Source organism: Photobacterium gaetbulicola, assembly GCF_003025515.1.
Classification (GTDB): Bacteria; Pseudomonadota; Gammaproteobacteria; order Enterobacterales; family Vibrionaceae; genus Photobacterium; species Photobacterium gaetbulicola.
Map to the genome: position 1 here is coordinate 1 of NZ_PYME01000017.1, position 14,507 is coordinate 14,507.

General features: G+C 54.8%; 10 protein-coding genes, 1 tRNA gene and 2 rRNA genes. 10 read left to right on the forward strand and 3 right to left on the reverse strand.

Going from position 1 to position 14,507, the window contains the following annotated elements; all coding sequences use genetic code 11:
- From C9J03_RS15420 to mepA, 5 genes are all read left to right on the forward strand, one after another.
- Positions 1-257: ribosomal RNA gene (locus C9J03_RS15420) — 23S ribosomal RNA — on the forward strand; the annotation flags it as partial.
- Positions 258-342: 85 nt separating this feature from the next.
- Positions 343-458 (forward strand): 5S ribosomal RNA (gene rrf, locus C9J03_RS15425).
- Between the two features lie 14 nt (positions 459-472).
- Positions 473-549 (forward strand) — tRNA-Asp (locus C9J03_RS15430).
- 593 nt (positions 550-1,142) lie between these two features.
- Positions 1,143-2,123, forward strand: a complete 981-nt coding sequence (locus C9J03_RS15435; RefSeq protein ID WP_044624122.1) for a sugar-binding transcriptional regulator — start codon at positions 1,143-1,145, stop codon at positions 2,121-2,123.
- Positions 2,124-2,239: 116 nt separating this feature from the next.
- Complete coding sequence (gene mepA / locus C9J03_RS15440; RefSeq protein ID WP_044624121.1) at positions 2,240-3,085, forward strand: penicillin-insensitive murein endopeptidase; 846 nt, start codon at positions 2,240-2,242, stop codon at positions 3,083-3,085.
- A 35-nt stretch (positions 3,086-3,120) separates the two neighbouring features.
- Here mepA and C9J03_RS15445 read toward each other — a convergent pair whose 3' ends face one another.
- The 3 genes from C9J03_RS15445 to rdgC form a co-directional block, all read right to left on the reverse strand.
- Positions 3,121-3,375: a YfhL family 4Fe-4S dicluster ferredoxin gene (locus C9J03_RS15445; RefSeq protein ID WP_044624120.1), complete on the reverse strand. Its 255-nt coding sequence runs from the start codon at positions 3,373-3,375 to the stop codon at positions 3,121-3,123.
- Positions 3,376-3,380: 5 nt separating this feature from the next.
- A complete protein-coding gene (trhP, locus tag C9J03_RS15450) occupies positions 3,381-4,778 on the reverse strand; it encodes a prephenate-dependent tRNA uridine(34) hydroxylase TrhP (RefSeq protein WP_044624119.1) in 1,398 nt (465 codons plus the stop codon).
- Positions 4,779-5,043: 265 nt separating this feature from the next.
- Entirely contained in the window at positions 5,044-5,955 is a 912-nt protein-coding gene (gene rdgC / locus C9J03_RS15455; RefSeq protein WP_197078642.1) for a recombination-associated protein RdgC, read from the reverse strand.
- A 153-nt stretch (positions 5,956-6,108) separates the two neighbouring features.
- Between rdgC and C9J03_RS15460 the strand changes: the two genes are divergently transcribed.
- The 5 genes from C9J03_RS15460 to C9J03_RS15480 all read left to right on the forward strand — a co-directional run bounded on the left by C9J03_RS15460 (position 6,109) and on the right by C9J03_RS15480 (position 14,499).
- On the forward strand, positions 6,109-7,353 hold the full coding sequence (locus tag C9J03_RS15460) for an exonuclease SbcCD subunit D C-terminal domain-containing protein (RefSeq protein WP_044624118.1): 1,245 nt from the start codon (positions 6,109-6,111) through the stop codon (positions 7,351-7,353).
- Positions 7,354-7,382: 29 nt separating this feature from the next.
- Positions 7,383-11,168 (forward strand): AAA family ATPase, encoded by a 3,786-nt coding sequence (locus C9J03_RS15465; protein ID WP_044624117.1) that lies wholly within the window; start codon positions 7,383-7,385, stop codon positions 11,166-11,168.
- 167 nt (positions 11,169-11,335) lie between these two features.
- Positions 11,336-12,025, forward strand: a complete 690-nt coding sequence (gene phoB, locus C9J03_RS15470) for a phosphate regulon transcriptional regulator PhoB (protein ID WP_039469114.1) — start codon at positions 11,336-11,338, stop codon at positions 12,023-12,025.
- A 52-nt stretch (positions 12,026-12,077) separates the two neighbouring features.
- Entirely contained in the window at positions 12,078-13,382 is a 1,305-nt protein-coding gene (gene phoR / locus C9J03_RS15475; protein ID WP_039469116.1) for a phosphate regulon sensor histidine kinase PhoR, read from the forward strand.
- A 121-nt stretch (positions 13,383-13,503) separates the two neighbouring features.
- Complete coding sequence (locus C9J03_RS15480) at positions 13,504-14,499, forward strand: PstS family phosphate ABC transporter substrate-binding protein (RefSeq protein ID WP_420813013.1); 996 nt, start codon at positions 13,504-13,506, stop codon at positions 14,497-14,499.
- The last annotated feature ends 8 nt before the right edge of the window (positions 14,500-14,507 follow it).

Here is a 14,507-nt window from a genome sequence, read left to right on the forward strand (position 1 = left end):
GCTCCTAGTACGAGAGGACCGGAGTGGACGAACCTCTGGTGTTCGGGTTGTGTCGCCAGACGCATTGCCCGGTAGCTAAGTTCGGAATCGATAACCGCTGAAAGCATCTAAGCGGGAAGCGAGCCTCAAGATGAGTCATCCCTGAACCTATAAGGTTCCTGAAGGGTTGTTGGAGACTACGACGTAGATAGGCAGGGTGTGTAAGCGTTGTGAGGCGTTGAGCTAACCTGTACTAATTGCCCGTGAGGCTTAACCATACAACACCCAAGGGGTTTTAGCGGACTCCACGAACACTTGGATGAGTGTTGAGAACATCAGCTTTCTAAGATTGTAAGAATTTTGCTTGGCGACCATAGCGCTGTGGACCCACCTGATCCCATGCCGAACTCAGTAGTGAAACGCAGTAGCGCCGATGGTAGTGTGGGGCCTCCCCATGTGAGAGTAGGACATCGCCAGGCTTCCAATTTAGTGCGGAGTGGTAGTTCAGTTGGTTAGAATACCGGCCTGTCACGCCGGGGGTCGCGGGTTCGAGTCCCGTCCACTCCGCCACTTATTAAGAAGCCTCGTCGAAAGACGGGGCTTTTTTACATCTGTCGGTTATGTTCGCCTTGTTGGCGAATGAGTCCCGCTGGTGCGCCAGCCCGGCCCTCCGCCAATCATTAAGTCCCTAGCAGCAATGCTGGGGACTTTTTGTATGTGCAGTACAGAGCGGTAGTTCAGTTGGTTAGCCTATTAACCTTGAAGACAGCGGCCTGTCACGCCGGGGGGCGCGGGTTCGAGTCCCGGTCGTGTGCGACCCCAGCCCTCCGCCACTTATTAAGTCCCTAGCAGCAATGCTGGGGATTGTTCGTATGCACAGTACAGCTATTTTAGCTTTTTGACTATAATGCCACAAAAGCTGCGCGTGAATTTAAGTTGTTTAAAATCATATGCTTACTTGAGGTTTGGTGACGGCCAAGTTTAGGTTTTTCTTCTTGTGCAGCAAAAGGGATATTTTACTTCCGGGAGCTGAACGAAGGACGGTGTTTCATTTCGGCAGGCTGTCCGAGTCTGGCTCTCGCTGTCTTTTCCGATAACCGCTAAAATAGCCTTTCAGATTAATCCCTATTTGTAACCCTTAGTTAGTAATAAAAGGTATGGCCATGACAGCGCCCCATAATGACACCACCCATGTAGACAGCGATCTGCTTACTGAGATTGCCATCGCCTATTATCAGGATGGGGCTACCCAGGAAGAAATCTCCAAGATGTTTGGGATGTCTCGTGCCAAAGTCGGCCGTTTGCTGCGCCGTGCCAGAGACGAGGGGGTAGTTGAAATTACCGTGAAGTATCACCCGGTATTTAGTGAGAAACTGGAGCAGCAGCTGGTAGATCGCTTTAATTTGAAGCGGGCGCTGATTGCCCTTGATCAGCCTGATGATGAAAGCCAGCGTCAGCAGGTGGCCAGCCTGGTGTCGAGTTATCTGTCCTCCATACTGACCGATGATATGGTAGTCAGCGTCGGTCAAGGACGTAATATTGCCTCAATCGCCAGCCATGTCGGGGTTGTTCCTCACCGTAATTGCCGCTTTGTCTCGGGGATTGGGGGAACTCACCGCTCCGGTAATGCGATCAATGCCGATCATATCTGCCGCCAGCTCGCCAAGAAATACGATGGCATCAGTGAGACTTTGTATGCGCCAGCCTATGTGGAAGATATCAAGGTAAAAGAAGCCTTTATGAAGAATGGTACGGTGAAGGAGACCCTTGATCGGGCAAGGCGCGCTGATGTGGCACTGGTTGGTGTCGGGGATATGAATGAGAACAGCCACATGGTGAAGTTGGGCTGGTTTACCCCTCAGGAGATCGTCGAAGCTAGGATCCGCAAAGGAGTGGTAGGTGATATCGCCGGTTATGACTTTTTTGATAGCCAGGGCCTACGTGCCGATACCATGATGAGCGACAGGGTGATCGGATTGACGATGGAAGAGCTGCGCCATATACCGACAGTTGTGGTAACCGCTGCCGAGAACAGTAAGGCACTGGCCCTGCTCGGTGCACTGCGCTCTGGTGTGGTTGATGTACTGGCAACCAGCGTCAGCAATGCCCTGACCATTTTGAATCTGGATCAGCAGATGAAATAAAGATCGCCATCTTGTTTGCCGATCCTAAATGATCAAGCTGCCTGCGGGCAGCTTTTTTGTGGCTTGCTATGCTCAAAAGTATGCGGATAAAAAAGTGACAAAAGGAACAGATAGGCATGAGGTACTTTTTTTCCCTATTGCTGGGTATTGCGTTGGGCTTGCCGGTATCTGCCAGCCCGTGGGAAACTGTGAAGGTTCCGAGTCAGGGCGAGTCGGAGTCGATTGGTACATACAATAACGGTTGTCTAGCAGGTGCCGAACCTTTGCCGTTAGAAGGGGAAGGGTATCAGGTGATGCGATCGCAGCGAGGGCGATATTATGGTCACGAGTCGATGATCCGTTTCCTTCATGATTTATCAAACAGTGTTCATAAATTGGAGTTGGGTCAGTTGCTGGTCGGTGATATTGCGATGCCAAGGGGCGGACGTTTCTCATCGGGACATAACAGCCACCAGACCGGGCTCGATGCGGATATTTGGCTTAAGCTCAGCGATGGCCCTCTTAGCGAGGAAGAGCTGATTGATGTCCAGCCCTTGCCCATGGTGCACATCAAGCAATACAAGATAAACAAGAAAAACTGGGGGGAGCAACAAGCCTTGATGGTCCAGTTGGCTGCAGCGGATGAGCGGGTCGCCAGAATATTTGTCCATCCGGTGATTAAAGAGCAGCTGTGCCAGCGGGAATGGACAGATAGGACTTGGCTACAGAAAGTCAGGCCTTGGTGGGGGCATTATTACCACTTCCATGTCAGATTGCATTGCCCTGACGGGGACAGCAATTGTAAAGCACAACCCGCACCACCAGCGGGTGATGGGTGTGGTGCCGAGCTTGCTTCTTGGAAACCTAAGCCAAAACCGAAAAGGGAAAAAGTTGCCAAGGTGAAGAAAAAGCCCAAAGCAAAGCCCATTCCGCCATCACAGTGCTTGGCCCTGCTTAGAAAACCGAGTGAAGGGCCAAACTGAAGAGACAAAAAAAGCGCCTTTCGGCGCTTTTTCTTTTATGCCAATCCCTGCAGGGTGACAAATTTTTCGAACAGGGCTTCTTCTGTCTCGATGTTGTCGGGATCGGTAATGATACAGTTGGTGATCGGACACACCGACTGGCACGTCGGCTTGTCGTAATGTCCTTTACACTCGGTGCATTTGTCCGGGTCGATTTCGTAGATTTCGGCCCCCATGGTGATCGCCTCGTTCGGACACTCGGGATCACACATGTCGCAGTTAATGCACTTACTGGTAATAAGTAGTGCCATGGCGATTACTTACCGTCTTTTGGTGCGTGTGGGTTACGGGTGTTCTCACCTGAGTTTAGGTTACGCATCAGTAGGCCGTATGCCAGATCCATATCTTCTGGTACTGGGATAAACACGAAGTGGCCGTTACCCTTGGCGTCAGTTACCGCTTCAGACTTGCGGTTTTCCATCGCTTCAAGGGTGAAGATCACGTTGCCCTGCGGCGTCATTAGCTCAAGGCTATCACCAACTACAAACTTGTTCTTCACTTCGACTTCAGCCAGATCGCCACGGCGCTTACCGGTGAACTCACCCACGAACTGCTGGCTGTCAGAGATTGAGTAGCCATAGTCGTAGTTCTGGTAGGCATCATGGGTGTGTCGGCGCAGGAAGCCTTCGGTGTAACCACGGTGGGCTAGGCTTTCCAGAGTACCCATCAAACTTTCGTCGAATGGCTTGCCAGCAACAGCGTCATCAATCGCTTTACGGTAAACCTGTGCAGTACGGGCACAGTAGTAGAATGACTTGGTACGACCTTCGATTTTCAGCGAGTGAACACCCATCTTGGTCAATCGCTCGACGTGCTGGATAGCACGAAGATCTTTCGAGTTCATGATGTAGGTGCCGTGCTCGTCTTCGAACGCTGCCATCTTCTCTTCCGGACGGTGCGCTTCGCTTAGCAGTACCACTTCATCGGTTGGCTTGCCGCGGCCGATTGTTGTCTCAGGGCGCTCGTCCTGTACTTCGATAGCCTGGGCATCGCTAGGGTTGAATTCTTCAACGATCTGGCCGGCGTCGTTTTCAGTGCCTTTTTCCACTTTGTATTCCCAGCGGCAGGCATTGGTGCAGGTACCCTGGTTAGGGTCACGCTTGTTGATGTAGCCAGATAGCAGGCAGCGGCCAGAGTAAGCCATGCAAAGTGCACCGTGGACGAATACTTCCAGCTCGGTGTCAGGGCAGTGCTCGCGGATCTCTTCGATTTCTTCCAGAGACAGCTCGCGAGAGACGATCACGCGCTCGACGCCATTGGCGGCCCAGAACTTCACGGTTGCCCAGTTGACGGCATTGGCCTGAACCGACAGGTGGATCGGCATCTCAGGGAAGTTCTCACGCACCATCATGATAAGACCTGGGTCAGACATGATCAGTGCATCCGGCCCCATTTCCACAACAGGCTTCAGATCGCGGATAAAGGTTTTCAGTTTCGAGTTATGCGGCTGAATGTTACATACCACGTAAAGCTTCTTGCCCTGGGCATGCGCTTCGTCGATACCGATCTTCAGGTTCTCGTGGTTGAACTCGTTGTTACGAACGCGAAGGCTGTAACGTGGCTGGCCGGCGTAAACAGCATCTGCACCGTAGGCAAATGCGTAGCGCATGTTCTTCAGGCTGCCCGCAGGCGATAACAATTCAGGTTTAAACATAGCTCTTATATTCCAGTGTCTGATTGCAAATCAGGCCGTATCGCAGGGGGATACGGAGTTGAGGCGGGATTTTACTGTGATCTACCCCTCAATAGCAATGTTATTGCCGAATTAGGCAAAGTTTAGTCGTTGGTGACTGTAAACAGTTGATTAGAAGGTTTCACTGCAGGGGGGCATCAGGTGGTTTAATTGTATTGCGAGGGGGGAACGAGATAGGCAGAGAATGTGGCATCGAGTAACTCAGTGCCACAAATATACATGCTGACTAAGCTTTGGCTTCTAGGCCGCCTAGTACTTCGAACAGATTCGGCAAGAAAGCAGAGAATTCGCCAGCCATCAGTGATAGATCGGCATCGATACGCTGGGCCATTTCATCGCGGTCGATATCGTCGTTCTGCTCTTTCAGCTCGTCGGAGAACTTCAGGCGCTTGATGGACAGATCGTCAGCCAGTACGAAATCGATGCGGTCCTGCCAGTTGATAGACAGCTTGGTCACCAGCTTGTCGGCTTCGATGTGGGCCATGATTTCATCGCTTGATAGATCCTGCTGCTTACAGCGGATCACACCGCCATCTTCCAAAATGGCTTTCAGCTCCGCTTCTTCGCCGATGGTGAAACCGTCAGGTGAGGTGTTCGAGCGTACCCACTCGGTCATAGTCAGCTCGGCAGGTTTTTCTGGTGTGACCGGGATAACTGGCAGGCTGCCGATAGATTTGCGCAGTAGCGCCAGCAGATCTTCGGCTTTCTTGAAGCTACCAGCATCAACCAGTACATAGCCTTCTTTTGGCATGATCAGTGCGTAGGTCTGGCTCTTGCGGCTGAAGGCACGCGGCAGCAGATCCATCACGATTTCATCTTTGATGGTGTCTTTTTCGCTTTTCTTCAGCTTGCGGCCTTGCTCGGCTTCCTGGGCCTCTACTTTCTCGTTCAGTGTCTCTTTGATCACTGACGCCGGCAGCATCTTTTCTTCTTTGCGCGCACAAATCAGGATGTTGTCACCAATTACATGGGTGAACATGTCGCCGTGCTTACCCAGCGCATGAACCCAGCCAAACTTTTGCTGATCCTGGCTGCCACACGGGGTGAAGCGGAACTCTTCCAGCTGTTTTTCCAGTTGGTCAGGATTGAGGTCGATCTCGCGGCTGAAGCGATAGGTAAGTACGTTTTTAAACCACATCATGGCTGTTACAAATCCTTGGTTGTGCATTTGGCTGTCAATCTTATTGCATTGGTCGGCTTTTGTCTTAAGTTTTCGTGCTCTGCTGCTTGGGCATACCGCAAAGTGCGGTACAATCCTAACAAGTGTTTCCATAACGGCATATCGACCGCAATGAAGATCCTCCATACCTCAGACTGGCACCTGGGTCACCAGCTGCACGGTTATAACCGCGATTTCGAGCACCAGGCATTTCTTGATTGGCTGGCGCAAACCCTTGAACAAGAGCAGGTCGACGCCCTGCTGGTGGCCGGTGACATTTTTGATACCGCCAACCCGCCGGCGAGTGCCTGGCGGATGCTGTACCGTTTCTTGGCCCGAATGGCGAAAAGTATGCCGGCGTTGAATGTGGTGATGATCGGCGGCAATCACGATTCGCCGAGCAAGCTGGATGCCCCGCATGAACTGCTCAGGGCATTCGACCTGCACATCGTCGGTGGCATTCATCGTCTTGCCGACGGCGAGCTGGATACCGAGCGGATGCTGGTCCCGCTGACCAACAAGGCGGGTGAGCAAGCTGCCTGGGTACTGGCGGTGCCGTTCCTGCGCAGTGCTGATTTGCGAACTGAAGATCTGGATGAAGAAGATGATCGCCTGATCAAAGGGGTGGAGACTTTGTATGACGAGGTGACCGAGGCGGCGCGCCAGCTTCAGCAGCCGGAACAGGCGTTGATTGGCATGGGCCACGCCTACATGGCCTCGGGCAAGCTGTCGGAAATGTCCGAGCGCAGGGTGCTCGGGGGGAACCAGCACGCTTTACCTGCCTCGATCTTTGCCGATGATATGGCATACGTGGCGCTGGGCCACCTGCATTTGGCCCAGCGTGTGGCGAAGAAGGAACAGGTGCGTTACAGCGGCTCGCCGCTGCCGCTGTCGATGTCTGAGCGGGGATACAACCATCAGGTGGTATTGGTGGAGCTCGATGGCGCATCGGTCGCCAGCATCGCGCCGCTGTCCGTGCCGCGTGCCGTCGATATGCTCAAGGTGCCATCGTCTCCGGCACCGCTGGAGCAGGTACTCGAAGAGCTCAAAGCGCTGGATGTGGATGAGCGTCCGCGAGAAGAGCAGCCGTTTTTGGAGGTGCATATCCAGCTGGATACACCGCAGGCGCTGCTGCGGGAAAAAGTGCTCGAAGCGTTGGCTGGCAAGGCGGTCAGGCTGGCCAAGATCACCCCGCATTACTTGCAGCAACAAGCACAGAATGGCCTGGGACAGCGCCGTCTTTCCGATGTTACGCCGCAGCAGGTATTCAGTTTGAGCTGGAGCCAGAAGTATCAGGGCGAACCGGATGAGGCGATGGCGGCGGCTTTTGAGAGCTTGCTGATTGCCGTGGAAGATAGCGACGCTGTCGAGTCATAAACTTAGCCAAGAGAAGAAAGAGAATAACGATGAAAATCTTAGCGCTACGTGGTGAAAACTTGGCCAGCCTACAGCAGCCATTTGAGATTGATTTTGCCGGCGGCCGCCTGGGCGACGCGGGCTTGTTTGCCATTACCGGCAAAACCGGGGCCGGTAAATCGACCTTGCTTGATGCGATCTGCCTTGCTTTGTATGACCGCATCCCCCGTTTGCAGTCGAACAAGAAAAATGACGCGGAAATCGGCCGCGATGGCGACAATGGCCGGATCAAGGCCAACGATGTCCGCAGTATCTTGTCCCGCGGCAAAGCCGAAGGTTATGCCGAGGTTGATTTTGTGGCCAATGACGGCAGTCATTGGCGGGCCCACTGGCATGTCCGCCGGGCGCGCGGCCGGGCCGATGGCCGTATCCAAGCCTCGGAGCAGTGGCTGGAAAGCCTCGAGACCGGCCAGCGCTTTGCTGGTAAGAAAGCCGAGTTGCAGGCGGAAGTCGAACGTTTGGTCGGTCTGTCTTTTGAGCAGTTCCGCCGGGCGGTGATGCTGCCCCAGGGCGAGTTTGCCGCATTCCTCAAAGCGGGGGCGGATGAGCGCGCGGCCTTGCTGGAGCGAATGACCGGCGGTGAGATCTACGGCCGACTGTCGATGGCGGCTTACGAGCGGGCACGGGACGAAAAGCAGAAACTCGACGCCCTGCAGGCCCAGCTTGGTGATATTGAGCTGCTTGATGATGAGCAAAAAGCGCAATTGACCGGGCAGTTGGCGGTGCTCAAGCAGCAGCTGGAGCAGTGGGAGCAGTCAATCAATGCGTTGGCCCAGCATCACCAGGCGCTGCAAGTCCAAGCAAGACTGCATCTGCAGCAGCAGGAAGCCGAGCAGGCGTTGGTTAAAGCCGAGGAGCAACTTAAAGAGGCCGCTCCTCGTCAGGAGCAGCTGAAACAAATTGCCAAAGTCCAACCTGCCCGCAGTGACTTCTCCCTGTTGCAGCAAACCCAGCTGCAGCTGAGCAAGTTGCAGGCATCGCTCGCCAGGGCGACAGAGGAGCTGGCTCAGCACAAGCAAGGCTTGTTAGGGGCGGACCGCCGCGTACAGAGCACCAAACAGGCACTGGCGACAGCCAAGCAGCACTGGGATGATTTGGCGCCGAAACTCAAGCAGGTCGCGTTGCTCGATGAGCAGCTAGCGGCCGGGCAGCGTCAGCTGGCCGAGCTGGATACCGATCACCAACAGCAGCTCAAGCTGTTTAATGAACATCAGCAGGCCACAGAGCAGAAGAAACGCCAGCGCCAGCAGTTGCAGCAACGCCATCACCAGTTGGCGATGGTGCTTGAGCAAAACCGCGAGCTGGCCGGCGTTGCTGAGCAGTATCAGCCGGTACTGGACAACCTGGATCAGTACTTGTCCGCTCACCGGACACTGGCGACATTGTCGCGAGAAAAGCAGCAACTGCAGTTCGAGCAGCAATCCCATGACCGCAATGCGGCTATGCTGGAGGCCCAGCAAAAAGAAGTGGCAGGCCAACTTGACGCGGTCAACAAGGTGCTGGAGGAGCTCAAGGTCGAGCAGCAAGAGCAGGCGATTGCCGATAGTCAGAAACAATTTGCCAGCAAACAGGCCGAACTCGATGTCCTGCGTCAGGCGATGTCGGGGACCAAAGAGTGGTCGACTCTGCTCGAGCAGGTGGAAAAACTCAAGGCCGAGCATCAAGAGCTGAACCAGCTCAAGCAGCAGACCGAAGCCCGCCTCGAGGCGCTGGTACCGGACATGGATCAGCTCTTTGCCCGTTATCAAGAGGCTGAGCAGCAACTGCAGCAAAGCATGGCGGTGGTGAACCTGAATGAGTACCGCAGCCATTTGAAGCCAGACTCTCCTTGCCCATTGTGCGGCTCTCTCGAACACCCTTATGCCGAGCAGCATCCTGTTGTGGAAGGCTTGCTGCACAGCCAGCAGCAGCGCTTGCGTGAGTTGCAGCAGCAACTGCAAAACGGCGAGGGTGAGCGCCGCCACTTACAGCAGCAGTTGCCGCAATGCCAGCAACGGCTGGCAGTGATTGATAATGAGCTGGCTCGTTACCGGGCCTACAGCGATCAGATTGTCAACCAGTTGCTGGCGATGCTTGAGCAGGCCGAGTTGTCGACCTCGCTTACCGCCGAGGCTGGCAGTGACCACCTCCATAACCAGCTGGTTCAATGGCAACAGCAGGCGGAGCAGGCATATGCCGAGATCCGGGCCTTGCAGCAGGGAATGGAAACTGCCCAGCAGCAGCTGCAGCAGGGACGTCAGTTGCAGTTCCAGCGTCAGCAGCTGCAACAGGCGGAAGCCGAAATTAAAGAACATGTGCACCAGCAGTCGCAGGCGGAAACTCAGCGCACCGAACGGCTGCAGTCGATTGAGCAGCAGAGCCAGACCCAGCAGGATATCCTGTCTTCGCGTGGCGAAGCCCTGAATGAGCAATACGGTAACGATCAGTGGCTTGATATGCTGCGCCAGCACGGTGCCGAACAGTATATCCAGCAGCTCAAGCAGCAGGTGGAGCAGTACCTGTCTAGCCATAAGGCGCAGCAAGAGGTGGAGCGAGAGCTGCATGAGCTGGCCCCGCAGCTTGCCGAGCTGGAAGCGAGTATGGCGGCGAGCTACAAACAGGCACTCGAAAAGCAGCAAAAAGCCGAGCAGTTGCAGCAGCAGGTTCAGTCTTTATGGCAGCAGCGTGTCGGCTTGTTCGGCGAACAGGCAGCCGATGCGATTGAGCAGCAAGCACAAATGGCCTTGTCTGAAGCTCAGCAACAGCATGAGCAAGCCGAGCAGGCACAGCGCCAGGCTGGGGAAACCATGGCGGCAGCGACGGCTGCCCTGGCAGGCCTGCAGCAGCAAGAAAAGGAGCTGTCGGCGGAGCATCGCCAGATTGTCCATAACTGGCTGGGCTGGCAGGACAAGTTGGCGCTCAATGAGCATCAGCTGATGCAGTTGCTCAGTAAGGACGAAGCCTGGCAGTCCCAAGAGCAGGCGGCACTCAAGGCCCTTGATGATGCCCGTACCGAGGCAGCCACCCGGGTGCAGGAGCGTGCTGCTGCGATTGCCCAGCACCAAGCGGCGGCTGAGCAGGCCGAGCAGTGGTTTGCCGGTCACCAAATCGATCCGGCAGCGTTATCTGTCGATGAGGATCCTGTGCGCCAGCTGCGCGAGCAGTGGAGCGCGGAAAAACAGTCTTGCGATGAACAGATCTTCCAGTTACGCCAGCGCTTGGCGATGGCCGAACAAGCCTTGCAGCAGGCTGGTGAGCTGACCGAAAAAATGGCCGCGCAGCAAAAGCAAACCGAGCTGTGGCTGCAAATGAGCGAGCTGATTGGGTCGGCAACGGGCAACAAGTTCCGTACATTGGCCCAGGGCTTGACCCTGCAGCAGCTGGTGATGCTGGCCAATCAGCACTTGCACGATCTGGCGCCACGCTACGCCTTGCAGCCCGTGCCGAACAGTCCGTTGGCCTTGCAGGTCGTCGACCATGACATGGGCGATGAAGTGCGCAGTGTCGAGTCGTTATCCGGTGGTGAAAGCTTCCTGGTGTCGCTGGCATTGGCGTTGGCGCTGGCCTCTCTGGCTGCCGATACCCGTCAGCTCGGGTCGCTGTTCATCGATGAGGGGTTTGGCACGCTTGATCCCGACAGCCTGGAAATGGCGTTGGCCTGCCTTGATGCCTTGCAGGCCGATGGCCGACAGATCGGGGTAATTTCCCATGTCGGTACCTTGGTGGAAAGGATCGGTGTACAGGTTGCCGTCGAGGCACAGGGAGGCGGCCGGAGCCAGATCAAGGTAAGGGGCTAATTCCTAATCATGTTTTTTATCAGTATGTTGCAGCTAAGTGCTACAAGATGCTATATGACAGTATGATATACGTGCAGTTACGTATTTATCCGTAAAAGTCACAAAAGTGTCATACTTAACACACATAATGGCGCTCGAAAGACAGCAATTAATAGGTATTGATTACGATGGTAAGACGGATTCTTGTTGTAGAGGATGAAGCTCCAATCCGCGAGATGCTTTGCTTCGTTCTCGAGCAGAAGGGATATCAGGCGATTGAAGCCGAAGATTATGACATGGCACTGGAGAAACTGTGCGAACCGTATCCGGAGCTGATTCTGCTCGATTGGATGCTGCCTGGCGGCTCGGGAATAAATCTTATCAAGCACTTGAAGCGTGATGAAATGACCCGCCAGATCCCTGTCGTGATGCTGACTGCCCGCGGCGAGGAAGAGGACAAGGTACGAGGTTTGGAAGTGGGAGCGGATGACTACATTACTAAACCTTTCTCGCCGAAAGAGTTGATGGCTCGCCTCAAGGCTGTGATGCGCCGCGTATCACCGACCTCTCTGGATGATGTGATTGATGTTCAGGGCCTTAAGCTTGATCCGGTATCGCACCGCGTGACCTCCAACGAGCAACCGCTGGACATGGGGCCGACCGAGTTCAAGATGCTTCACTTCTTCATGACTCACCAAGAGCGTGTGTACAGCCGCGAACAGCTGCTGAACAACGTTTGGGGTACCAATGTGTACGTAGAGGACCGCACGGTTGACGTACATATTCGTCGCTTACGCAAAGCGCTGGAGACCGGTGGTCACGATAAATTGGTTCAGACGGTGCGCGGAGCGGGATACCGTTTCTCGACCCGAGTTTAGTAGTCACAATCAAGCAGGCGCACGGCGGGGTAACGCGGTGACGGAGATATAGATGGTAGAACGGCTTTCGTGGAAGAAGCTAGTCTGGGAACTACTCTTTTTCTACTTGCCTTGGATCGCACTGGGGTGGATTTTCGGTTACATGCCCTGGTTTTTGCTGGTTGCAACGTGGATCCAGCTGGTTTGGCATTTTCATAATTTGCTCAAGATGTCCAATTGGTTATGGAAAGAGCGTAGCCTGACCCCGCCTTCGGGCTCGGGAAGCTGGGAGCCGCTGTTCAATGGGATTTACCGTCTGCAGCAACGCAACCGGCGTCGTCGCAAAGAACTGGCAACCTTGATCCGCCGCTTCAGAAACGGGGCGGAATCCCTTCCTGATGCTGTTGTTGTCTTTCGCAGCGAAGGGAACATCGTGTGGTGTAACAAGCTTGCCCAGCATCTGCTTGGCTTCCGTTGGCCGGATGATGCCGGCCAGCCAATCAGCAACTTGCTCCGCAGCCCGGATTTTGTCCGTTACCTGAGCAAGCAGTCGTTTGAGACCCCGTTGGAAATCACCTCGCCCTTTAACTATGACCGTACGCTCGAGCTGCGGATCATGCACTACACCGAAGGTGAATACCTGATGGTGGTCAGGGATGTCTCGCAGGTCAAGCAGCTCGAAGGTATGCGACGCAACTTCTTTGCCAATGTTTCCCATGAACTGCGCACGCCAATGACTGTTCTGCAGGGCTATCTGGAGATGTCGAAAGATCCCGATATGCTAGTGGGCCCGATGTGGGATAAAGCCCACGGGGTCATGACCGAGCAGCTGACCCGGATGAACTCCTTGGTCGAACAGCTACTGACTCTGTCGAAAATCGAGGCGGCGCCGAATATCGAGCTGGAAGAGACCATCGATGTCCCGGCAATGCTGGATGTGTTGGAAAAAGAAGCCATTTCGCTGAGCGGGGGGAAAGAGCAGCTGTTTAGCTTCGAAGTCGACAAGTCGCTCAAGGTGCTGGGGGATGAAGATCAGCTGCGCAGTGCGATCTCCAACTTGGTCTACAATGCCGTCAAGCATACCCCGCCTGATGCCGAGGTGAAGGTACGTTGGTACCTGACGTCTGCCGGCCCAAGGTTGGAAGTGACCGATCAGGGGCAGGGCATCGAGCCGCAGCATATTCACCGACTGACCGAGCGTTTCTACCGGGTGGACAAAGCTCGTTCGCGGGAAACGGGCGGCAGTGGCCTAGGCCTGGCAATTGTTAAGCACGCCTTGAGCCATCATGATTCTCACCTCGAGATAGAGAGTGAGGTCGGAGTGGGTAGTACGTTTGCCTTCACCCTGCCACAGCGGCTGATTGCGAACGCAGCGTGAAGCGAATGAGGCTGATGACTGGGGATATAGGCCCGGATAAAAATAAGCCTTGAAAAAATATGTTAAGGTATTGAGCGGCCCCAGGGCCGCTTTTGCTGTTTTACGGAGTCAAACGAAGCGCATGATTAATCGGATCTGGCAGGCCATGGGACGATGGCAGAAAATTACGTCCCTTCTCGTGTTGCCTTTATCTGTTTTGGCGACCGCCAGCCCGGCCCTAGCAGATCACAGCCTGCTGCCTCACTATGCAAAGGTACAAGGGATCTCCGGTAATTTATCGTCGGTTGGCTCCGATACCTTTGCCAATCTGATGACCTACTGGTCAGAGGAATTCAAGCGTACCTATCCAAGTGTGAATATCCAGGTCCAGGCTGCGGGCTCGTCGACGGCCCCGACCGCCCTGATAGAGGCTACTGCCCAGTTTGGCCCAATGAGCCGGCGGATGAAGGCGAGAGAAATCGCGGCATTTGAGTCGGAATACGGCTATAAGCCGACGGAGATCCGGGTCGCGATTGATGCCCTGGCGGTGTTTGTCAATGAAGACAACCCGTTGCAGGGGCTGGACTTCAGCCAGCTGGATGCCATTTTCTCAAAGACTTTGCGCTGTGGGGGGAATCAGTCGATCACCCGGTGGGGGCAGTTGGGGCTGAGCGGCAGTTGGGAAAAACGCAGTATCCAGTTGTTCGGTCGCAATTCCGTCTCAGGCACCTATGGTTATTTCAAACAGAAAGCCCTGTGCCACGGGGACTTTCGCAATAATGTCAACGAGCAGCCGGGATCAGCCTCGGTAGTACAGTCGGTCTCGACGTCTCTCAACTCCATCGGCTACTCCGGTGTTGGCTACCAGACTACGGGGATCCGGGCGTTGCCGATCGCCCGCCAGGGCAGTGACTATGTGGCTCCGACCATAGAGAATGCTGCCAGCGGTCGTTACCCATTGGCTCGTTATCTGTATGTTTATGTCAATAAACATCCAGACCGGCCGTTGCCGCCGCTCGAAAGTGAATTTATCCGCTTTATCTTGTCGGACCAAGGGCAGGATTTGGTGAAGAGGGACGGTTATGTTCCGCTGCCAGCCGAGGCCGTGAAGCAAACGTTGGTGGCGTTGGGGTTGTAGCTGGATCT

Coding starts and splice junctions, on each gene's coding strand:
- C9J03_RS15435 (WP_044624122.1), top strand. CDS start 1,143: ATGACAGCGCCCCATAATGACACCACCCATGTAGACAGCGATCTGCTT.
- mepA (WP_044624121.1), top strand. CDS start 2,240: ATGAGGTACTTTTTTTCCCTATTGCTGGGTATTGCGTTGGGCTTGCCG.
- C9J03_RS15445 (WP_044624120.1), bottom strand. CDS start 3,375: ATGGCACTACTTATTACCAGTAAGTGCATTAACTGCGACATGTGTGAT.
- trhP (WP_044624119.1), bottom strand. CDS start 4,778: ATGTTTAAACCTGAATTGTTATCGCCTGCGGGCAGCCTGAAGAACATG.
- rdgC (WP_197078642.1), bottom strand. CDS start 5,955: ATGTGGTTTAAAAACGTACTTACCTATCGCTTCAGCCGCGAGATCGAC.
- C9J03_RS15460 (WP_044624118.1), top strand. CDS start 6,109: ATGAAGATCCTCCATACCTCAGACTGGCACCTGGGTCACCAGCTGCAC.
- C9J03_RS15465 (WP_044624117.1), top strand. CDS start 7,383: ATGAAAATCTTAGCGCTACGTGGTGAAAACTTGGCCAGCCTACAGCAG.
- phoB (WP_039469114.1), top strand. CDS start 11,336: ATGGTAAGACGGATTCTTGTTGTAGAGGATGAAGCTCCAATCCGCGAG.
- phoR (WP_039469116.1), top strand. CDS start 12,078: ATGGTAGAACGGCTTTCGTGGAAGAAGCTAGTCTGGGAACTACTCTTT.
- C9J03_RS15480 (WP_420813013.1), top strand. CDS start 13,504: ATGATTAATCGGATCTGGCAGGCCATGGGACGATGGCAGAAAATTACG.